At 64.5% G+C, this 19,287-nt stretch carries 19 protein-coding genes; 6 read left to right on the top strand and 13 right to left on the bottom strand.

What is annotated here, in order from left to right; genetic code table 11:
- Nucleotides 1–9 precede the first annotated feature (9 nt).
- Complete coding sequence (locus HS961_RS03995) at nucleotides 10–474, top strand: GNAT family N-acetyltransferase (RefSeq protein ID WP_182326488.1); 465 nt, start codon at nucleotides 10–12, stop codon at nucleotides 472–474.
- A gap of 19 nt (nucleotides 475–493) precedes the next feature.
- Here the strand turns inward: HS961_RS03995 and HS961_RS03990 are convergent, their stop codons facing one another.
- Nucleotides 494–1,642: a PQQ-dependent sugar dehydrogenase gene (locus tag HS961_RS03990; RefSeq protein WP_182326487.1), complete on the bottom strand. Its 1,149-nt coding sequence runs from the start codon at nucleotides 1,640–1,642 to the stop codon at nucleotides 494–496.
- 42 nt (nucleotides 1,643–1,684) lie between these two features.
- Here HS961_RS03990 and HS961_RS03985 point away from each other — a divergent pair, with 42 nt between their 5' ends.
- Together HS961_RS03985 and HS961_RS03980 are read left to right on the top strand one after the other, a co-directional pair.
- A complete protein-coding gene (locus HS961_RS03985; RefSeq protein WP_182326486.1) occupies nucleotides 1,685–2,884 on the top strand; it encodes an NAD(P)/FAD-dependent oxidoreductase in 1,200 nt (399 codons plus the stop codon).
- Between the two features lie 93 nt (nucleotides 2,885–2,977).
- Complete coding sequence (locus tag HS961_RS03980; RefSeq protein WP_182326485.1) at nucleotides 2,978–3,919, top strand: EamA family transporter; 942 nt, start codon at nucleotides 2,978–2,980, stop codon at nucleotides 3,917–3,919.
- Nucleotides 3,920–3,941: 22 nt separating this feature from the next.
- On the opposite strand, the gene HS961_RS03975 is transcribed toward HS961_RS03980, so the two are convergent.
- A complete protein-coding gene (locus tag HS961_RS03975; RefSeq protein WP_412101627.1) occupies nucleotides 3,942–4,937 on the bottom strand; it encodes a Bug family tripartite tricarboxylate transporter substrate binding protein in 996 nt (331 codons plus the stop codon).
- A gap of 153 nt (nucleotides 4,938–5,090) precedes the next feature.
- On the bottom strand, nucleotides 5,091–5,912 hold the full coding sequence (pyrF, locus tag HS961_RS03970) for an orotidine-5'-phosphate decarboxylase (RefSeq protein WP_182326484.1): 822 nt from the start codon (nucleotides 5,910–5,912) through the stop codon (nucleotides 5,091–5,093).
- Nucleotides 5,913–5,997: 85 nt separating this feature from the next.
- On the opposite strand from pyrF, the gene HS961_RS03965 reads away from it, so the two are divergent.
- Nucleotides 5,998–6,882 carry a DMT family transporter gene (locus tag HS961_RS03965; RefSeq protein WP_182326483.1) on the top strand — a complete coding sequence of 295 codons (885 nt, stop codon included), beginning with the start codon at nucleotides 5,998–6,000 and terminating at the stop codon, nucleotides 6,880–6,882.
- A gap of 337 nt (nucleotides 6,883–7,219) precedes the next feature.
- Here the strand turns inward: HS961_RS03965 and HS961_RS03960 are convergent, their stop codons facing one another.
- The 8 genes from HS961_RS03960 to def all read right to left on the bottom strand — a co-directional run bounded on the left by HS961_RS03960 (nucleotide 7,220) and on the right by def (nucleotide 13,339).
- Nucleotides 7,220–7,798 carry a FlgO family outer membrane protein gene (locus HS961_RS03960; RefSeq protein ID WP_182326482.1) on the bottom strand — a complete coding sequence of 193 codons (579 nt, stop codon included), beginning with the start codon at nucleotides 7,796–7,798 and terminating at the stop codon, nucleotides 7,220–7,222.
- Nucleotides 7,795–8,433, bottom strand: a complete 639-nt coding sequence (locus tag HS961_RS03955; RefSeq protein ID WP_182326481.1) for a hypothetical protein — start codon at nucleotides 8,431–8,433, stop codon at nucleotides 7,795–7,797. Before HS961_RS03955 ends, HS961_RS03960 begins: the two co-directional genes overlap by 4 nt.
- Before the next feature lie 173 nt (nucleotides 8,434–8,606).
- The gene (locus HS961_RS03950) at nucleotides 8,607–9,800 is read right to left on the bottom strand and encodes a phosphoglycerate kinase (protein WP_182326480.1); all 1,194 of its coding nucleotides are present in this window, start codon (nucleotides 9,798–9,800) and stop codon (nucleotides 8,607–8,609) included.
- Between the two features lie 292 nt (nucleotides 9,801–10,092).
- Entirely contained in the window at nucleotides 10,093–10,437 is a 345-nt protein-coding gene (locus HS961_RS03945; protein ID WP_182326479.1) for an AzlD domain-containing protein, read from the bottom strand.
- Nucleotides 10,434–11,258, bottom strand: coding sequence for an AzlC family ABC transporter permease (locus tag HS961_RS03940; RefSeq protein WP_133856333.1), 825 nt, complete (start codon nucleotides 11,256–11,258; stop codon nucleotides 10,434–10,436). Before HS961_RS03940 ends, HS961_RS03945 begins: the two co-directional genes overlap by 4 nt.
- Nucleotides 11,255–12,238 carry a methionyl-tRNA formyltransferase gene (fmt, locus tag HS961_RS03935; protein ID WP_182326478.1) on the bottom strand — a complete coding sequence of 328 codons (984 nt, stop codon included), beginning with the start codon at nucleotides 12,236–12,238 and terminating at the stop codon, nucleotides 11,255–11,257. The genes HS961_RS03940 and fmt overlap by 4 nt, the downstream gene beginning before the upstream one ends.
- 53 nt (nucleotides 12,239–12,291) lie before the next feature.
- Nucleotides 12,292–12,816 (bottom strand): hypothetical protein, encoded by a 525-nt coding sequence (locus tag HS961_RS03930; RefSeq protein ID WP_182326477.1) that lies wholly within the window; start codon nucleotides 12,814–12,816, stop codon nucleotides 12,292–12,294.
- Nucleotide 12,817: 1 nt separating this feature from the next.
- Nucleotides 12,818–13,339 (bottom strand): peptide deformylase, encoded by a 522-nt coding sequence (gene def, locus HS961_RS03925; RefSeq protein WP_182326476.1) that lies wholly within the window; start codon nucleotides 13,337–13,339, stop codon nucleotides 12,818–12,820.
- A gap of 171 nt (nucleotides 13,340–13,510) precedes the next feature.
- On the opposite strand from def, the gene HS961_RS03920 reads away from it, so the two are divergent.
- Together HS961_RS03920 and dprA are read left to right on the top strand one after the other, a co-directional pair.
- Complete coding sequence (locus HS961_RS03920) at nucleotides 13,511–14,734, top strand: LysM peptidoglycan-binding domain-containing protein (protein ID WP_182326475.1); 1,224 nt, start codon at nucleotides 13,511–13,513, stop codon at nucleotides 14,732–14,734.
- A 29-nt stretch (nucleotides 14,735–14,763) separates the two neighbouring features.
- Nucleotides 14,764–15,927, top strand: coding sequence for a DNA-processing protein DprA (gene dprA / locus HS961_RS03915; RefSeq protein WP_182326474.1), 1,164 nt, complete (start codon nucleotides 14,764–14,766; stop codon nucleotides 15,925–15,927).
- Nucleotides 15,928–15,933: 6 nt separating this feature from the next.
- Here the strand turns inward: dprA and HS961_RS03910 are convergent, their stop codons facing one another.
- Nucleotides 15,934–18,303, bottom strand: a complete 2,370-nt coding sequence (locus HS961_RS03910) for a DUF1631 family protein (RefSeq protein ID WP_182326473.1) — start codon at nucleotides 18,301–18,303, stop codon at nucleotides 15,934–15,936.
- Nucleotides 18,304–18,331: 28 nt separating this feature from the next.
- On the bottom strand, nucleotides 18,332–19,282 hold the full coding sequence (gene secF / locus HS961_RS03905) for a protein translocase subunit SecF (RefSeq protein WP_182326472.1): 951 nt from the start codon (nucleotides 19,280–19,282) through the stop codon (nucleotides 18,332–18,334).
- Nucleotides 19,283–19,287: the final 5 nt, after the last annotated feature.

Raw genomic sequence — 19,287 nt, 5'->3', positions numbered from 1 at the left:
GCTGACACCGTGCCTATCTCTCACCTGGTCTTCCGCACCGCCACCCTGGCCGATCTGCCCGCCATCATTGCGCTGCTGGCCGATGATGCGCTGGGCCGCGCACGCGAGGTGCTGGCCGACCCGCCCGATCCGCGCTACATCGCCGCCTTTGATGCCATCTGCGCCGATGCCAACCAGCGCCTGGTGGTGGCGGAGTTGCATGGGCAGGTGGTGGGCACGCTGCAGCTGTCCTTTGTGCCTGGCCTGGCGCACACGGGGGCCTGGCAGGGCCAGATCGAATCGGTGCGCATTGCGGCGGAACTGCGTGGTGTCGGTGCGGGCCAGCAAATGCTGGAATGGGCAGTGGCGCAATGCCGTGCCCAGGGCTGCACGGCGGTGCAACTGACCACCGACAAAAGCCGGGCCGATGCCCAGCGCTTCTACGAAAAACTGGGCTTTGCGCCCAGCCATCTAGGCTTCAAGCGCAAGCTGTAAGCCCCGTCGCCAGCGATCCTCAGGGCACCAGCCGAATCAGCTTGCCATCGGGCCCATCAGTCAGCAGGTAGACCAAGCCATCGGCGCCCTGGCGCACATCGCGGATGCGCTCACCCAGCGATTCATAGAGGCGCTTCTCACCCGTCACCTTGCCGTCCTTGACCGTCAGCTGGGCGACGCTGCGCGACTTGAGGCCACCCACCAGCAGGCTGCCTTTCCACGCCGATCCATAGCGGTCGCTCGTGACAAAGGCCATGCCCGAGGGCGCAATGCTGGGCACCCAGTAGTGCAAGGGCTGCTCCATGCCGGACTTTTGCGTACCTTCTCCGATCTTGCCGCCGCCGTATTCCTCGCCGTAGGTGATCACCGGCCAGCCATAGTTCTTGCCGGGCTGGGGCCGGTTGATCTCGTCACCGCCCTGCGGGCCGTGCTCGTGCTGCCACAGGCTGCCATCCGCTGCCACGGCCAGGCCCTGGCTGTTACGGTGGCCGTAGCTATAGATCTCGGGCAGCGCATCCTGGCGGCCCACATAGGGGTTGTCCTTGGGCACGCTGCCATCCTTGGCGATGCGCACCAACTTGCCGTGGTGATTGTTCAGGCTCTGCGCATCGTCGCGCTGGGAGAAGCGATCGCCCAGGCTGAGGAACAGGTTGCCATCCGGCGTCTCGGCGATGCGGCAGCCAAAGTGGGCATTGCTCTTGGCCTTGGGGCGCTGGCTGAACAGCACTTTGACGTCTTCCAGCTGGCGGTCATTGGCGGAGATGCGCGCCGAGGCCAGTGCCGTGCTGTTGGTGCCGGCCTGGGGGCCGGCTTCGCTGAAGCAAAAGAAGATGCGGCGGTTGCTGGCGAACTGGCTGTCGGCCACGACATCCAGCAAGCCGCCCTGCCCGGCATCCACCACCTTGGGCACGCCTTGCAGCTCCGACTGCTTGCGGCCCTCGGCATCGAGCAGCCAGAGCTTGCCGCCGCGCTCGGTCAGCAAAAAGCGTTTGTCCGGCAAGGGCGCAATGGCCCAGGGGTTGAGGTAGCCGCTGCCCACTACCGTGGGCTTGGGCAGTGCAGGCGCTGCAGTTTGTGCCTGCGCGGTGCTGGCAGCACAGGCGGCCAGCAGCCAGCTGGCGCCCAGCGCCCATGAATGAAAACCCTTGCGTGCCTGTTTCTGTCTCATGTTTGCCCTTTGCGAAGTGTTGCTGACCTTACCATGCTGACCATGGAAACCCCCAACAGTTCCCCTTCGGCCACCCCCTCGGTCCCCCTGTCTGCCAGCGCCAGCCCGGCGGTCTGGGATTTTGTCGTCATCGGCGCCGGCATGGCCGGCAGCGCCACCGCCTGGCACCTGGCCGATAGCGCCCAGGTGCTCGTGCTGGAGCAGGAATCCCAGCCCGGCTACCACACCACCGGCCGCTCGGCCGCGCTGTTTGAAGAGCACTATGGCCCGCCCCAGGTGCAAGCGCTCACCCGGGCGAGCCGCCAGTTTTACGAGCAGCCGCCGGCCGACTTTGCCGAGCATGCGCTGGTCAGCCCCCGGGGCGTGCTGTATGTGGCCACGCCCGAGCAGTTGCCCGCGCTGCAAGCTGCTTACGATGAGGCGCGCCAGCATTCGCCCGGCGCCCGCTGGCTGGACAAAGCCGAACTGAAAGCCTTTTTGCCGGCGCTGAACACCGACGTACTGGAGGCTGGATTCACCGACGATGGCGCCCGCGATATCGATGTGCATGCGCTGCATCAGGGCTTTTTGCGGGGCATGCGCCGACGCGGCGGCCAGCTGTGGACCCATGCGCTGGTGCAAAGCCTGCAGTGGGATGCCAGCGCCAGCCACTGGCAGATCAGCCTGGCCGATGGCCGCCAGCTGCTGGCACGCCATGTCGTGAATGCCGCCGGTGCCTGGGCCGACGAACTGGGTCAGATGGCCGGAGCCGCCAGCATTGGCCTTACGCCCAAGCGCCGCAGCGCCTTCACCTTTGCAATGCCTGCCGGCATGGACGGCCAGCACTGGCCGGCCGTTATCGATATTGGCGAGCAGTGGTACTTCAAGCCCGATGCTGGCCAACTGCTGGGCTCGCCCGCCAATGCCGATGCCACCCACCCGCATGATGTACAGCCCGAGATGATGGACATTGCCGAGGGCATTGACCGCATCATGCAGGCCAGCCACTTCGACATCCGCCGTCCCAGCCATAGCTGGGCGGGCCTGCGCTCCTTTGTGGCCGATGGCGAGATGGTGATCGGCTGGGATGCGCAGGCGCCGCAGTTTTTGTGGGTGGCTGCGCAGGGCGGCTATGGCATCCAGAGCGCCTACGGCTACGGCCTGCTGGCGCGCAACCTGGCCTTGCATGAGCCGCTGGACCCGGCACTGGCCAGCCAGGGCGTGCAGCCCCAGGCACTGTCGCCCACGCGTGCCTTGCGCTGAATAGCGCAGTGCCAGCAAGCCCATGGGCTTGCTCCTACACTGCTGGCAAACCTCTCATAACAACAGGTGCTGCGCACAGCGGCGTCTCCAGCCATGTCTGCTTCCAGCACTCCGCTTCCCTTTCGTCCCACTGACCTCGCGTTGGCGCTGGTCGTGGTGGTGGTATGGGGCATCAACTTTGTGATCATGAAATGGGGCCTGCAAAGCCTGACCCCGTTTGAGCTGGGCGCCCTGCGCTACCTCTGCGCGGCGTTTCCGCTGGTGCTGTTTATCAAGCCGCCGCGCGTGCATTGGCGCTGGGTGGTGCTGTTTGGCCTGCTGCAGGGCGTGGGCCAGTTTGGCTTCTTGTTCACCGCGCTGAAGGTGGGCATGACGGCATCGCTGGCCAGCGTGGTGCTGCAGACCCAGGTGTTTCTCACCGCCGTCTGGACCTGGGTGCTGCTGCGCGAGCGGCCCGGCCGCCCGCTGGTCGCAGGCATGGGCATTGCCGCGCTCGGGCTGGCCTGCCTGCTGGTCAACGAGCTGCGCAGCCAAGGCGCGGGCGGCACAACGTTGGCGGGCCTGCTGCTGGTGCTGTGCGCAGCCACCTCCTGGGCCTGCTCCAACGTGGTGGTGCGCCTGGCGCAAAAGGAAAACGCGCGCTACAACCCGGTGGGCTTTATTGCCTGGAGCAGCCTGATGCCCATCCTGCCCTTTATCGGGTTGAGCGCCTGGTTGGACGAGGGCAGCGTGGGCAAGTGGCTGCATGCCGAGACCTGGCAGCAGATCCCCTGGCTGGCCTGGGCTTCCATCGCCTACCTGGGCTGGGTGGCCACCATCGTCGGCTATGGGCTGTGGACCAAGCTGATCCAGCGCTACTCCGCCAACCGGGTGGCGCCCTTCAGCCTCTGCGTGCCGGTCATCGGCCTCAGCACCGGGATGCTGGTGCTCGGCGAGACGGTGACGGCCTGGCAATGGGCCGGCGCGGTGTTTGTGGTGCTGGCGCTGGTGGTGGTGGTCTGGGGCGGCCGCTGGCTGCAGGCGGCGCGTCGCTAAACCAAGCCGAAGGAGACCGCGCTCAGCGGTCTTCGATCTTCGCGGTCTCGACGATCTGCTGGTACTTGGCCACCTGGGCCTTCAAGAATGCGCCCATGTCCTGGCCGGGCGCGGCCATCACATTGCCACTGGCTTCGAGCTTGGCGCGAAAGCTGGGGGATTGCAGGGTGTCATCGATGGCCGCACGCAAGGCCGTGAGCACCTGCGGGGGCAGCTTGGCGGGGCCCATCAGCGCAAACCAGCTGTTGATATCGACCTTGGCAAACGCCGAGGTCTCGGCCAACGCGGGGATGTCGGGCGTCACGCTGGAGCGCTTGGCCTCGGTCGTACCCAGCGCCACCACCTTGCCGGCGCGGATATGTGGCAGGCCCGAGGACAGCACAAACACCCCCAACTCCAGGCTGCCGCCCAGCAGGTCATTGGTCAGTGGCGCGACGCCCTTATAGGGCACATGGGTCATCGTCACATTGCCGGCCTGCTGCACCATCTCACCGGCAATGTGCAGGGCCGTGCCCACGCCCGAGCTGCCATAGCTGTACTTGCCGGGGTTCTGGCGCAGCAGGCTGAGGAAGTCCTGCGTGTTCTTGATACCGCTGCTCTGCGAGGCCACCAGCACCATGGGCTGCGTAGCGACCAGGCCAATCGGCGTGAAATCCTCAAACACCCGGTACTTGATCGCCTTGTTGATCAGCGGCGCAATCGCCATCTCGTTGTTGGCCGCCAGCAGCAGGGTATAGCCATCGGCGGGGGCCCGGGCCACCTTTTGCGCGCCAATGGCGCCACCGGCACCACCCAGGTTTTCGATCACCACTGGCTGCTTGAGCCGCTGCGCCAGCTCGGTGCCCACCATGCGGCCCACTGCATCGGTGCTGCCGCCGGGCGGGTAGGCAATCACCAGGGTGATGGGCTTGCTGGGGTAGTCTGCAGCCGCTTGCGCACCTGCTGTCATGCTGGCCGCCAGTGTCAAAAGACCCAGGGTGGCCGCCCGGCGGGGGTGAGAGAAAAGCATAGGAGGCATCGGGAATCCTTGTGGCGGTGGAAGCGTCGTCAGAGGAAAAGCGGCTGGCCGCATTGTGTCTTGGCGCAAGAGGCCCCCGCGCTATCCCGGAAAAAGAAGCAGGGTCCGTGCCAGCGTGCAGCACGGACCCTGTTGTCCTTGGCGCAGGGCTTCTCAGTCCACCGCGTTGAGCATGTCGCGGGTCTTGATCGCAGCAGCGCGTGCAGCGCTGGCAAAGTCGTCGCCGCTGCTCGCATACAGAATGGCACGCGAGGAGTTGATGATGATCGGGCCGCCGCCGATGCGGGCTGCCTTGACGGTGGCGATGGCATCGCCGCCCTGCGCACCCACGCCGGGAATCAACAGCGGCAGGTGGGGGGCGACGGCGCGCACGCGCTCAATCTCTTGCGGGCGGGTGGCGCCGACGACCAGGCCCAGCTGGCCGTTGGTGTTCCAGGGGCCTTGGGCCAGGCGCGCCACATGTTCGAACATCTGCGGCTGGCCGGGCACATTGGCCAGGGTCTGGGCCTGCAGGTCGTCGCCACCGGGGTTGGAGGTGCGGCACAGCAGGAAGGCGCCTTTGCCTTCGTACTGCAGATAGGGCGTGATGGAGTCAAAGCCCATGAACGGCGACAAGGTCACCGCATCGGCGCCATAGCGCTCAAAGGCCTCTTTGGCGTACTGCTCGGCGGTGGAGCCGATGTCGCCGCGCTTGGCATCCAGAATCACCGGCACCTGGGGTGCCACCCGGCGCATATGGGCCATCAGCTTTTCCAGCTGGTCCTCGGCGCGGTGCGCCGCAAAATAGGCAATCTGCGGCTTGAAGCTGTTGACCAGATCATGGGTGGCATCGACGATGGCCGCGCAAAAATCATAGATCTTGCTGGCATCGCCGCGCATCGTGGCGGGAAAACGGCTGGGTTCCGGATCCAGGCCCACGCACAGCATGGAGTTGTTTTGGGTGGCTGCGGCGCGCAGCTGGTCGATAAAAGGCATGGGCGCTATTGTAAAAGCTGGCAAGACTCCGAGGCTGCGCAGGGCTGACTGCGTAGCACGGGGATTGCAGGCACAATCGCAGCCCATGCCTAGACTGACGCGACAACAACTGCTGATCCTGTGCCTGCTGACCCTGGTCTGGGGGCTGAACTGGCCGGTGATGAAGACAGGGGTACAGCATTTCCCGCCACTGAGCTTTCGCGCGCTGTCGATGCTGATCGGCCTGCCCTTGCTGGCGCTGGGCCTGGTGGTGCTGAAGGTGCCCTTCCGGCTGGAGCGCCGCTACTGGGGCCCGCTGCTGGTGCTGGGCTTTTTCAACATGGTGATGTGGCACACGCTGATCATCGTGGCGATTCCGCTGTTGCCCAGCGGCCGTGCGGCCATCCTCGGCTACACCATGCCTATTTTTTCAGCAGCGCTGGGCGCCTTGTTCTTCAGCGACCGGCTGCCAGCGCGCGCCTGGCTGGGCGTAGCCGCTGCCGCAGGTGGCGTCTTGCTGCTGCTGTGGAACGAGATGGACAAGCTGGGCGGCAAGCCCACCGGCGTGGCGCTGATGCTGCTGGCCGCTGCCAGCTGGGCTTTGGGGACCCAGTTGCTGCGCCGCACCCGCATCCCGGCCGCTACCTTGACTCTGGCCTTCTGGATGACGGTGATGACCACGCTCTGCCTGTGCCTGCTGGCCACGCTGCTGGAGCGCCCGCGCTGGCATGTGCCTGACCCCGTGGCCTGGGGCACCATCCTGTTCAACGCGGTGCTGGTGATCGGCTTTGCCCAGGTGGCCTGGTTCTTTCTGGTGCGCACCCTGCCGCCGCTGGCTTCTACCTTGAGCGTGATGTTGATCCCCGTGCTGGGCGTCTTCAGCGGCGCCTGGTGGCTGGGAGAGATCCTGCACTGGCAGGACTGGACAGCCGTCGCCTTGATGGTGCTGGCCATCGCCTCGGTGCTCTGGCCCAGCCGGGCCCGGGCATAAAAAATGCACTGGCGCTTGTCGCAGCCAGTGCAGATCTCTTGAACGGAGGGCTTGCGCCCTGCTTTTGTTTAGAACGTGTCTACGATCTCCTCGCGCCGCGACAGTGGTTTTGCGGGATGGGATGCGAGGCGCAACACCGCAGCAATAGCCATGCTATTGCGAGGATTTGCAACGACGTAGACCGCCCGCAAAACCACTGTCCCGAAGGGTTGGAGTGAAATCGGGCGATCTCTGCGCGCTGGCCCTTGCTTGCACCCCGGTGCAAGCTGCGGACCATCGCTTTGAACTCATCCCGATTGCACTCCAACGCGGCTGCGTAGAGATCGTAAACACGTTCTTAGCGAGGCGCGTTCAGCAAACGGGTCACATCGCGGTCGTTGGGCAGTGCGTAGTCATAGCCCGACAGGATGCGGCTGTCTTCGGTACGCACCAGCTTGAGGCTGACGTAGGTGAAGTTGGCCGCAGGCGAGAAGGTGCCGACCAGCACCATGGAGGCGTTCTGGCTGCGTGCAATGTCGCGCATCTCGCGGGACAGCAGCAGCTCGCCGGTGCCTTCGCGCACATACAGGTCGGTGCGCAGCTTGACTTCCTTGACGTGGAAGCCACGGGCAGCCATCTGGTTGGCGTAGATCTCGGACAAGGTGCGACCCAGGGGCGACGAGGCGCCCATGTTGTTCACGTTGACGACGGTTGCGACCAGCACCGGGCCGGTGCCCGAGGACTGTGGCGCCACCGAGGCGGTCAGCTTGTTGATGGCATCCTGGCTGTTGGCCAGAAAGATGCTGGCGTCGGCTGACTGGTAAGTGGGCTCAGTGCGAACGGTGCTTACCGGCTGCGCAGGCTCCATCCAGCTGGCGCAACCCGCCAGCGCAGCCACCGAGGCCAGGGCTGCGAGAGAGGTCAGACGCAGCATCATTTGTTCACCACCTTCATGTTGACGGCGCGGTAGGCTTCGTTCTTGGCGAACTGGCCGACGGTGGCGTTGTCAACATAGTAGACATTGGACTTGCGCGCAACGTACTGGCCCTGGCGCTGCACCGTGGTGGTCAGCAGCACTTCGGAGTAAGCCGGGGCGCCCGCAATGGTGGCGGCCTGGTAGTCGCTGCCGATGGTGGGACCCACGCTTGCGACGACTTGGCCGTTGTCACCTTCGTAGGCCCAGTTGCCTGCTTGCTGCAGGTTGTGGTGCACCACCTTGGCGTCGTAGCTCACTTCGAGCTGCTGGCCGGGGGTGGTGTAGACCGATGCGCCTTGCTGCACCAGCTTGGTGACGACCAGGTCATGGAACACGCTGTCAAACGCGCTGGCGTTCGGTGGCAGCGCCACATACAAAGGCGTCTTGGCGTTCAGACCATTGCGCTGCAGCGTAGCCAAGGTATCGGCCACCACTTCGCTGGCCATCAGGTCCCAGTGGCCCGCAGCGCGCACCTTCATCTGGGTTGGTTGCGCATAGTTGGCGCCGTATGGGACGGGCGCCTCTACCGCGCAACCCGTCAACGCGAGTACGGCGCTTGCCAGCGCCGCAGCTCCGATGGTCTTTGTCAAAGCCATGTTTCCCTCCTCGGAATTAGATAGCCGACGGGCCAACACCCGCCCAGGCTTGCATCCATTGTTGTAGATGTGGTGGGGCCAAGACAAGAGAAACGATCCAAAGTGCGAGCACAGTCCTGCATTTTGTTGTTTTTGCTCACACTTTGGAACGGCCGCTTGCCGGCCATAAAACCTCAGCCTGCGGCGCGCTTTTGCAGAATCTCGAAAGCTGGCAAGGTCTTGCCTTCCAATACTTCCAAAAAGGCACCGCCGCCGGTAGAGATATAACCAATCTTGTCTTCAATGCCGTACTTGGCAATGGCCGCCAGGGTATCGCCACCACCAGCAATGCTGAAGGCCGGCGACTGGGCAATGGCCTCCGCCAGGGTTTTGGTGCCGTTTGCAAAGGCATCGAACTCGAACACGCCCACGGGGCCGTTCCAGACAATGGTGCCGGCCTTTTTGAGTTGCTCGGCCAGACGCGCTGCGGTCTCGGGGCCAATGTCCAGGATCAGGTCGTCATCAGCCACCTCGGTCGCAGGCTTGATGGTGGCCAGGGCATCGGCCGCAAAGGTCTTGGCAACCACCACGTCGGTGGGAATCGGCACATGGGCGCCGCGTGCAGCCATGGCATCGATCACCGCCTTGGCATCGCCCACCAGGTCGGCCTCGGCCAAAGACTTGCCGATGTTCAGGCCCGCGGCCAGCATGAAGGTGTTGGCAATGCCTCCGCCGACGATCAGCTGGTCCACCTTGCTGGAGAGGGCCTGCAGGATGGTCAGCTTGGTGGAGACCTTGGAGCCCGCCACAATAGCCACCAGCGGGCGCGCCGGTGCGGCCAGCGCCTTGGTGATGGCATCGATCTCAGCCGACAGCAGCGGGCCGGCACAGGCAATCTTGGCGTACTCGGCGATGCCGTAGGTCGTGCCTTCGGCGCGGTGGGCGGTGCCAAAGGCGTCGTTCACATAGATGTCGCAGAGCTGCGCCAGCTTTTGCGCCAGCGCAGGCAGGTTCTTCTTTTCGCCGACATTGCTGCGGCAGTTCTCCAACATCACGACCTGGCCGGGCGCGACATCGACGCCATCGACCCAGTCCGCCACCAGTGGGACCTCGCGGCCCAGCAACTCGGCCAGGCGCTGTGCCACCGGGGCCAGCGAGTCCTCGGGCTGGAACGCGCCTTCAGTCGGGCGGCCCAGGTGGCTGGTCACCATCACGGCGGCGCCCGCCTTCAGGGCCATCTCGATCGCAGGGACGGAGGCGCGCACGCGCGTGTCTTCAGTGATCTCGCCCGCGTCGTTGAGCGGCACATTCAAATCAGAGCGGATGAAAACGCGTTGGCCTTGCACCTTGCCTTGGGCACACAGGTCGGAGAAACGAAGGATGTTCATGGGAATGGCTACCAAAGAGTCTAGAAACTGGGGCACAGGCCGTACAAGCGGCCGAGCATGGCCGCCATTGTAGAGGCCTGCCCGGCAGCTCCCTAGGGACCCTCTGCAAAACTCCCTGCCGTGGTCTGAACGCGGTCTCGGGCGATCCGCTGCGTTGTCTTCCTTGTCAATAGCTACGGCTATTGACTGCAAAAGACGCCTTGCGGCTCATCCCGATCCGCGTCCATCCCGCTTGGCGAGGGTTTTGCAGAGCATCCCTAGCTGCCAGTCGCGCCCGCGTCTCTGTGCGTGGTTACCAGCCCAGGCCGATATGCAAGGGCAGATAGACCGCCATGCCGACCACAATCGTGCCCAGAATGCCGCGCTTTTTGAAGTAATAGATGGTGGCGCAGATCACCGCCGGGATACGGGCATCGAGCAAGGTGTCCGTCAGCTCGCCCTTGACCATCAGCAGCTCGGGCGCAATCACGGCCATCAGCGCAGCCAGTGGCGCATATTTGAGCCCGCGCTTGAGCCAGTCGGGCAGGGGCAGCTCGTTCTTCGGAATCATGAAAAACGCACGGGTGACCACGGTGATGATGGTCAGGCCCACGATGGCTGTCAGCTGGTAGAGCAGATCCCAATCATCCGGGCTCATCGCACATGCTCCTCACGCACGGGCACGGCCGTGGTGCCATCGTCGGGCTGCTCGGGCCCAGGCGAAGGCAGGGGTTTGTTCTTGGCCACGACCACAATCTTGGGCTTGCGGCCGCGCTGATCCACCGCCTCGACCAGAAGGCCAATGGTGACGGCGCAGGCAATGGCCACCAGGATATTGAGCTTGAGCGGAATGCCGTAGGCCGCAATGGCTGCGGTGGCGGCCACCAGCGCGGCGACCTTGGTAGCGCGGTCGATCAGCATCGAATACAGCACGCCCAAGAGCGCCAGCACGCCGGCAAAGCCCAGGCCCCATTCCAGGGGCACCACGTTGGCCAGCAAGATGCCGGCAATCGAGAAGCCCTGCCAGGTGATGAAGTTGAGCGACGAGGCGCCCCAGAAGTAGTACACCTGCTGGGGCTTGGCCACCGGCGCGGTGTAGCGGCGCATGAAGGCGACAAAGATCACATCGCCGCTGAAGTAACCAATGCACAGCCGGTGCCACAGCGGCAGGTGCGCAAAATAGCTGCGCCACATGCTAGACAGAATGACAAAGCGCAGATTGACGCAGGCCGCCGTGAACCAGACCACCCACATCGGCGAGCCCATGGCCATCAGCGGCAGCACCGCCAATTGCGCGCTGCCGGCATAGACCACCAGCGACATGAAGATGGCCATCGGCGCGGAGATGCCCGCCTTGACCATGGCCACCCCTGTGACCAGGGCCCAGGCCGCAATGCCCACGGCCGTGCCCGACATGTCGACCACGCCGGCACGGAAACTGGGATGGTCAATGGCGCGGCGCCGGTGGTGCAGGCTCATGGAGCCGCCACGGACTGCCTGTCGTCACCCAAAATCTGGCCGGGTTGCAGCGCATGGCCGCGCAGAAAATCTGCCGCTGGCAAGCGCTTGCCGCCGGGCCGCTGCAGCTCGGTGATGCGCAAGGCACCCTCGCCGCAGGCCACCACAATGCCTTGGCCATCGGCCGCCAGAATCTGGCCGGGGGCAGCATCGGCGGGAGATTGCCGCTCAGGCTGTGCCGTCCAGACCTTGACCACCTCATCGCCCACCATGGTAGAAGCCGCGGGGAAGGGGTTGAAGGCACGGACGCGGCGGTCAATCTGCTCGGCACTGAGCGCCCAGTCGATGGCGCTTTCGGCCTTTTCGATTTTGTGCGCATAGGTGATACCCTCTGCCGGCTGCGGCGCGCGCTGCAAGCGGCCATCGGCACTCATGGCCAGCGCCTGCACCAGCATGCGGCCGCCCAGGTCGGCCAGCTTGTCGTGCAGACTGGCGGTAGTGTCGTCGGCTGCAATGGCCAATGCTTCGACCAGGCACATGTCACCGGTATCGAGGCCGGCATCCATCTGCATGATGGTGACGCCCGTTTGTGCATCGCCCGCCTCGATCGAACGGTGGATAGGTGCGGCCCCACGCCAGCGCGGCAGCAGGCTGGCATGGATGTTGAGGCAGCCCTTGGCGGGCAAATCCAGCACCCATTGCGGAAGGATCAACCCATACGCGGCGACAACCATCACATCGGGCTGGGCCGCCAGCAAAGCATCGCGCGCAGCGGCGGCTTCTTCGGGGTACTTGCCATCCAGGCGCAGGCTGCGCGGCTGGCTGACGGCAATGCCGTGCGCCAGCGCGCACTGCTTGACGGGGGAGGCCTGCAGCTTCATGCCACGGCCGGCGGGCCGGTCCGGCTGGGTGAGCACCAGCGGCACCTCGTGACCGGCGGCCAGCAACTGCTCCAGGGCCACACGGGCAAATTCCGGCGTGCCGGCGAAAACTACTTTCATGTCTTTTTTTGGGAGTAAGAGGCCCGCTGCCATCAGGCAACGCAGGCCGGCAGTCAATCGCGCTGGCGGGGCTCGGGCAAAGGCTCGTCGATGAACATCAGCTTTTGCACTACACCCTGCGGATCGACGTGTACATGCGCGAATCGCTTGATGCCATTGTCCCAGAATCGGTAGGTCCAGACCTGTCCCTTGAAGCTCCAGACCGAAGTGATTTCCATCGGCGGGCCAAAATCCTGCATCAGCTGCTGGGTGCTGAACTGGCCCAGCGGGATGGCGCCAAAGTTCTCGGCCGTCAGTACCTGGGTGGTCGTCTGCAACTGGCCATCAGCGCCAAAGCGCAGCTGGTAGGCCTCGCGCCCCATCGGCTGGGTGGAGTAAAGCCAGCGCTCACCTCCGCCGTCGAGTTGCTTGACGGTGTTGGCAGGGCCCAGCTTGCTCAGCACCTCCTGCTGCGGGGTGCCGGGTTTGAACTGGGTGGGATAGGCGCAGCCCGCCAAGGCCGCGCTCAGCATGAGAAGCACCAGCGCGCTCCACGCGCGGCCCGGCAGCCAGCCCCGTGAAGATCGCGTGGTGTGCATGTTATTCCTTGGCGTCGGCCAGTTCGCGCTTTTGCTGCTTGACCAGCTTGGACTTGATGCGGTTGCGCTTGAGCGGCGACAGGTACTCGACAAATACCTTGCCCAGCAGGTGGTCCATCTCATGCTGAATGCAGATGGCCAGCAGGCCTTCGGCATCGATCTCGCGGCTGTTGCCGTTCTCGTCGAGGGCCTTGATCTTGACCGCCACCGAACGCTCGACCCCGTCATAAATGCCGGGCACGGACAGGCAGCCTTCGTCGCCGACCTGCTTTTCATCGCTGGCCCAGAGGATTTCCGGGTTGATGATGGTCATCGGTTCATTACGCTCTTCAGAAACGTCGATGACCACCACGCGCTCATGCACATCGATCTGCGTGGCTGCCAGGCCGATACCGCTGGCGTCGTACATGGTGGCCAGCATGTCCTGGACCAAGGTACGGATGCGGTCATCGACCACAGCCACGGGCTTGGCGACCTTGTGCAGACGGGGATCGGGGTAGCAGAGAATCGGGAGGATAGACATAGTTTTCGCGGGTGAATGTCGTTATTTTCGCCACTTTTGCCCATCAATGCCCAGATGGCTTGCAATAATCATTGATCGATCAAGGGCTTGGCCCGAGAATCAGAGGCAATTACAAACACTGACAGTAGGCCCACTGTGGCCTGCGAGCGACTGAGAGGGAGTCACCCGGCCATGCGAGCATCCACCACGCCCCTGTTCCACCATCTGCGCAGCAGCGCCATTGCAGCCGCCTGCATGGCCTGCGCCGGCATGAGTGCCTGGGCCGCTACCCCGGCCGCGCAGTTGCCGGTCACCGCGCAGCAGCGCAGCACCGCCCAGCAAGTGGCCGCGCAGGGCATCCCCGAGGCCGACCTGGCCGCCAACGCACCCGATACCTATGTCGTCAAGCGCGGCGACACGCTCTGGGACATCTCCCGTATCTATCTGCAGCAGCCCTGGCGCTGGCCCGCGCTCTGGGGCATGAACCTGCAGACCATCGCCAACCCCCACCTGATCTACCCCGGGCAGACCCTGTACCTGGAGCGCCGCAATGGCATGGCGCGCCTGGTCACCTCGCGCTCCGGTGAGGACGAAGTCATCCGCATCTCGCCGCGCGTTCGCAGCGAAAGCCTGTCCGGCACCGCCCTGCCCGCCGTCAACCAGCGTTTGATTGAGGCCTTCCTGGTCGAGCCCGAAGTGCTGGCCGAAGGCGAGAGCGACAAGGCCCCGCGCCTGGTGGGTGCTGCGCAGGAGCGCGCGCTGCTGTCGCTGGGCGACCGCGTCTATGGCCGCTCTACCGACCAATCGCTGGAGATGGGCCAGGAGCGCCAGTACTACCGCGTGTTCCGCAATGCTTTGCCGATGGTCGACCCAGAGACGAATGCGATCCTGGGCTACGAAGCCCAGTACCTGGGCAAGGTGCAACTGGTCGCCAGCGAGCGCCAGGAGACCACCCTCGATGCCAAGGGCAATGCGCATACCGATCCGGTGCCTGCTTCGCTCGACATCACCTCCGTCAAGGAAGAAATACGCGCTGGCGACAAGCTGCTGCCCATGCCGCGCATCAACGTCACCAGCTATGTGCCGCATGCACCGGATGAGCACCTGCAAGGCAGCGTGGTGTCCATCTACGGCAGCAACAGCGTGGTCTATGCATCGCGCAACAATGTGATCGCCATCAACCGGGGCCAGGCCGACGGCGTTGAGCTTGGCCATGTCTTCCGCCTGATGACACGCGGCGCGCGCATCAAGGACAAGACCGACAGCGACCAGACCGTCATCAAGCTGCCCAACGAAGCCAATGGCCTGGCCATGGTGTTCCGCACCTTCAACAAGGTGTCCTATGCGCTGATCCTGGAGGCCAAGGAAGGCGTGAAGGTAGGTGATGCCCTCATCTCTCCGGACTACCGCCAATAACCCAGTGACCGGAGAAGCAGCTCTTGCCCATGACCGAACAAGAGCTGCATGACTGGCTGCGCCTGACCGCCACGCCCGGCCTGGGCAACACGGCCATCCGGCGGTTGCTGGCGCGCTTTGGTTTGCCCGGCGACGTGCTGGCGCAATCTGCCACCCAGCTAGAAAGTTGCATCACCACAGCGCAAGCCCATGCGCTGCTGCACCCCAGCGAGACCCTGCAGGGCCTGCAAACAGCCACCTGGACCTGGCTGAGCACCGCGCCCGCGCCGCTCAAACGGCATGTGCTCACCCTGGGCGATGCCGACTACCCAGCCGCCTTGCTCGAAACCGCTGACCCGCCGGTGCTGCTGTACATCACCGGCAACGCGCGCTGGTTTGGCGCGCAAGGGCTGGCCTGGCCGCGCAAAGCGCTGGCGATGGTCGGCAGCCGCAACCCCACACCCCAGGGCGCGCAAAATGCCCGGGCTTTTGCCCAGGCGCTGGTGCGCCAGGGCGTGACCGTTGTATCCGGCCTGGCGTTGGGCATTGATGCCGCTGCCCATGCTGGGGCGTTGGAGGCCGGCACTGCGGCCGCGCAGCCCCCCACGATTGCCGTGATCGGCACCGGGATTGACCGGGTCTACCCCCGGGCCAACCACGCGCTGACCACCGCCATTGCCGAGCAGGGCTGGATCGTCAGCGAATACCACCTGGGCACACCCCCGTTGGCGCAGAACTTCCCCAAACGCAACCGACTGATTTCCGGCCTGGCCAGCGGCACCTTGGTGGTCGAGGCCGCCACGGCATCCGGCTCCTTGGTGACCGCACGCATGGCCAGCGAACAGGGGCGGGAAGTATTTGCCATTCCTGGCTCGATCCATGCACCACAGAGCAAGGGCTGCCATGCGCTGATCCGCCAAGGCGCCAAGCTGGTCGAATCGGTGGAGGATATTTTGGAAGAGCTGCCAGCGCTGGTGGCTGCAACAACCGCAGCGCCAGCAATGCCGGCAACGGAAACAGCGCCTAGTTCTGCGGCACCCGAAGAGCCAGGCCTGCTGCAGGCGCTGGGCTTTGATCCCGTCGATCTGGATACGCTGTGCAACCGCACTGGCATCGATATCGCCAGCCTGCAGATTCAGCTGCTGGAGCTGGAGTTAAAAGGCCAGGTAGCGCGCCTGCCCGGCGGCTTGTTTCAGCGCTTGGCAGCCAGCTAACAACGACTACTGCAGAAGCCGCTCGGGGTTGGCCTCAATCTTGGCCAGTGCATCGCGCGCTGCGCGGGCGGTGATGCCTTCGGCATCGCGCGGCAGCAGCAGGCCGGCTTGCAGGTAATGGCCCATGCGCCGCATCTGGAACAGGAAGCAGGAACCACTCAGCGCCGCAAACAAATGCAGCTGCTTGTGCTGGCTGTGCCAGACATACTGCACCTGCAGCGGGCTGGCGTTGTGGTCCAGCATGAACCAGTTGCCCAAGGACAGGTTCTTCGCCCACTCCATCACCTCCGGCTGCACCAGCGCGCCATCGTCGGCGATCACCTGGATATGGCTGGTGTCGATGCCCAGCATCAGCTCGATGCTTTCGGCGCTGAGCGGGTACTCCTCGGTCACCACGTCGTCGAGGGCATCCTCCAGATGGGCCAGGCGCTCGGCCAGCGCGATGATGTGCTCCTGCGGGATTTCATTGGTCTTGGCCAAAAAGGCCTCGGCCACGATGTCCATCAGGCTCTTGATCATCTCGTCCTGCCGCTCACCGACCATGTTGGACAAGGTGAGCCCCTGGCGCAGCACAGTTTGCAGCAGTGGCAACTGGCGGATCACCCGGGCGCGCTCTTCCTTGCTGGGCTTGGCTGAGGCCGACCAGACCAGGTCCAGCGCGGCCTTCTTGAATTTCTGCGTGTTCTCGTGCTCGGCCCCGAAGCGGATCGCCGACATGGCCAGCACATCGGACCATTGCTTGAACAGAAACTCGCGCACATCGCTGTCCACCGGCATTTCCAGCAGCATGTCGCGCAGCTGGATGGTGTACTGGATGGCCAGCGTTTCCTTTTGCTCGATCTGCTGGGCCAGGCTCACCAGCTCGCGCGCGGTGGGGGTCTGGCCCGTCAGGTGCTTTTCGAGGAATTTCTGGAACTCCTTGAGCACGAGCTGGAACACACGGCTGCCGGTGTCCGGGTACTGCTCGATCACCTGCACCACGCGCTTGACCTCGGACTCCAGGGTCGTGCCATTCAAGGCCGCCGACTCAAAACCCAGCACACAGGCGCCCATACGGTCAATCAGCTGGCGCGCCGGGTGTTCGGTGTCGTTGAAGAAGGCCGGCTCGGCCAGCGCCACGCGCAGCACCGGCACCTGCAGGCGCGCAAACCAGATACGGATGCCGGCCGGGATGCGGTCTTCGTTCAGAATGCTCTGGAACATCAAGGCGATGATCTCGATGATCGCTTTTTCCTCGTCGGACGAGGCCACGCTCTTGAGCGCCGAGGACTGCTGGCGCACGGCCAGTGCCACCGGCGCCACCACCTGGCGGGGGTCAAAATCGTCATCGGCCGGCGCGGTGTGGAACCAGGCCGATTGGATGGCCGTGGGCGGCGACACCAGCGCATGCTGCAGCGCCGGTGAGATCACATAGCCACCCGCTTCACCCAAGGATGCGCGCACCGAGGTGGGCCCGCCATTGGAGCGGCCACCCGCCACGTTCTGCAAAAAGCCCCGCAGCTGCGCCAGCACACCCTGGTTCTTCTGGCGGGCTGCGCCCATGGCCACCAAACCGGGGGCGCCAACACCCCCTGCAGGCATCAGGCCGGAAGGCATGCTGGCGGCACCCGAGGCTGCGCCTGCTGCGCCTTGCGCTGCAGCCATGCCGCCCATCTGCTGGAGGGCAGCCACGGCAGCGGCGGCGGCCGGCGCATGGCGCTCGCTTTCGCTGCGCTTGATCCGGTAGCTGCGCAGCTCGTCTTCGGTGGCTGCGCCTTGTTCGTCATAAAAGCGCCGCACCGCCGTGTAGCCGCTGATGCCCATGGGCGCCAAGGCTTCGAGCATTGGCGTCCAGAGCAGGTCCAGGGTCTTGCGACTCAGGCCGGCGGCTTCCCAGGCCTCGATCAGGCGCAGGCACCAGGTCTCGGGGCGCAGCGCATCGGCCGGGCCGAGCTCCTGGTCTTCCAGAAACTGGGTCACGCGGCGCACGCTGTCCAGCTCCATCGCCACCAGCTCCAGCAGCAGGGCTGCCAGGCGTGATGCAATGATGCGGCCTTCGATGGCCTCGTTGCTGACCAGCTCAAAGCTGGTGATGGTGGGAGGTGCTGCGACCGGCTCGGGAGCTGGCTCGCCAGCCAGCAGGCTTTGGCGCAGCAGTTTGTTGGCACTGTCCAGCCAGGCTTGCTGCCGGCTGTCAAACTCGGCAATCGCGGCCGACAGGGCTACGTGCGAGCGGGCGGGATCGGTACTGGGCCGCGCCATGATCTGGAGCAGCTCGGCGCGCAAGCGTGCGGCCACTCCAGGCAACCCCACACACAGGCCCCCGACAAATCTCAGCCGCGCTTCACGGGCGAGCTTTTTTTGCCAGGTGCGATGGTGCGAGGGTGCAACAGCCACAGAAATCCCGTCCCTTTATTGGTCTGACTTACACCGAAGCCCCGGCGTTGGGGTCATTGGGGTCCAGGTCCTTCTGGCTCACTTTGACCAGGTCTTCCCGCTTGACACCCAACCACATGGCAATGGCCGCAGCCACGAACACCGAGGAGTAGATACCAAAAAGAATACCAATGGTCAGCGCCAACGCAAAGTAATGCAAGCTGGCACCGCCAAAAAGAAACATCGACAGCACCATCGCTTCGGTAGAGGCGTGGGTGATGATGGTACGGCTCATTGTCGAGGTGATGGCATGGTCGATCACTTCAGGCGTGTCGAGCTTGCGGAACTTGCGGAAAGCCTCGCGGATCCGGTCAAAGATCACCACCGATTCATTGACCGAGTAGCCAAGCACCGCCAGCACCCCGGCCAGAACCGCCAGCGAGAACTCCCACTGGAAGAAGGCGAAGAAGCCCAGAATGATCACCACATCGTGCAAGTTCGCGACCGCCGCTGCCACACCGAACTTCCACTCAAAGCGGATGGCAAGGTAGAGCACGATGCCCAGCACCACGGCGCCCAGCGCCATCAGCCCGCCATGCACCAGTTCCTCGCCCACCGAGGGCCCAACGAACTCGCTGCGCAGCAGGGTCACGCCTGGGTCGGCGGCCTTGAGCGCGCCCAGCACCTTCTCCCCTTGCTGGGCGGTCGTCACGCCTTTTTCAATGGGCAGACGGATCATCACGCGGTCGGCACTGCCGACGTTCTGCACGAGGATGTCCTGGTAGCCCAGCGATGCCACCTGCTCACGGATCTTGCCCACGTCCGCTGGCTGCTCATACGCCACCTGCATGACGGTACCGCCAGTGAATTCCACCGACAGGTGCAAGCCACGCGTGGTCAGGAAGAACACCGCCAGCACGAAAGTGAGGACCGAAATCGCGTTGAGCACCAACGCGTATTTCATGAAAGGGATGTCTTTTTTGATACGGAAGAATTCCATGGTCT

This window comes from Comamonas piscis (assembly GCF_014109725.1).
GTDB classification, from domain to species: domain Bacteria; phylum Pseudomonadota; class Gammaproteobacteria; order Burkholderiales; family Burkholderiaceae_C; genus Comamonas; species Comamonas piscis.
Note: the sequence above shows the minus strand (reverse complement) of the source record. Positions and strands in the feature narration are given on the sequence as shown.

Coding starts and splice junctions, on each gene's coding strand:
- HS961_RS03920 (WP_182326475.1), top strand. CDS start 13,511: ATGCGAGCATCCACCACGCCCCTGTTCCACCATCTGCGCAGCAGCGCC.
- HS961_RS03960 (WP_182326482.1), bottom strand. CDS start 7,798: ATGATGCTGCGTCTGACCTCTCTCGCAGCCCTGGCCTCGGTGGCTGCG.
- fmt (WP_182326478.1), bottom strand. CDS start 12,238: ATGAAAGTAGTTTTCGCCGGCACGCCGGAATTTGCCCGTGTGGCCCTG.
- HS961_RS03980 (WP_182326485.1), top strand. CDS start 2,978: ATGTCTGCTTCCAGCACTCCGCTTCCCTTTCGTCCCACTGACCTCGCG.
- HS961_RS03950 (WP_182326480.1), bottom strand. CDS start 9,800: ATGAACATCCTTCGTTTCTCCGACCTGTGTGCCCAAGGCAAGGTGCAA.
- pyrF (WP_182326484.1), bottom strand. CDS start 5,912: ATGCCTTTTATCGACCAGCTGCGCGCCGCAGCCACCCAAAACAACTCC.
- secF (WP_182326472.1), bottom strand. CDS start 19,282: ATGGAATTCTTCCGTATCAAAAAAGACATCCCTTTCATGAAATACGCG.
- dprA (WP_182326474.1), top strand. CDS start 14,764: ATGACCGAACAAGAGCTGCATGACTGGCTGCGCCTGACCGCCACGCCC.
- HS961_RS03930 (WP_182326477.1), bottom strand. CDS start 12,816: ATGCACACCACGCGATCTTCACGGGGCTGGCTGCCGGGCCGCGCGTGG.
- HS961_RS03975 (WP_412101627.1), bottom strand. CDS start 4,937: ATGCCTCCTATGCTTTTCTCTCACCCCCGCCGGGCGGCCACCCTGGGT.
- HS961_RS03940 (WP_133856333.1), bottom strand. CDS start 11,258: ATGAGCCTGCACCACCGGCGCCGCGCCATTGACCATCCCAGTTTCCGT.
- HS961_RS03955 (WP_182326481.1), bottom strand. CDS start 8,433: ATGGCTTTGACAAAGACCATCGGAGCTGCGGCGCTGGCAAGCGCCGTA.
- HS961_RS03965 (WP_182326483.1), top strand. CDS start 5,998: ATGCCTAGACTGACGCGACAACAACTGCTGATCCTGTGCCTGCTGACC.
- HS961_RS03945 (WP_182326479.1), bottom strand. CDS start 10,437: ATGAGCCCGGATGATTGGGATCTGCTCTACCAGCTGACAGCCATCGTG.
- def (WP_182326476.1), bottom strand. CDS start 13,339: ATGTCTATCCTCCCGATTCTCTGCTACCCCGATCCCCGTCTGCACAAG.
- HS961_RS03990 (WP_182326487.1), bottom strand. CDS start 1,642: ATGAGACAGAAACAGGCACGCAAGGGTTTTCATTCATGGGCGCTGGGC.
- HS961_RS03985 (WP_182326486.1), top strand. CDS start 1,685: ATGGAAACCCCCAACAGTTCCCCTTCGGCCACCCCCTCGGTCCCCCTG.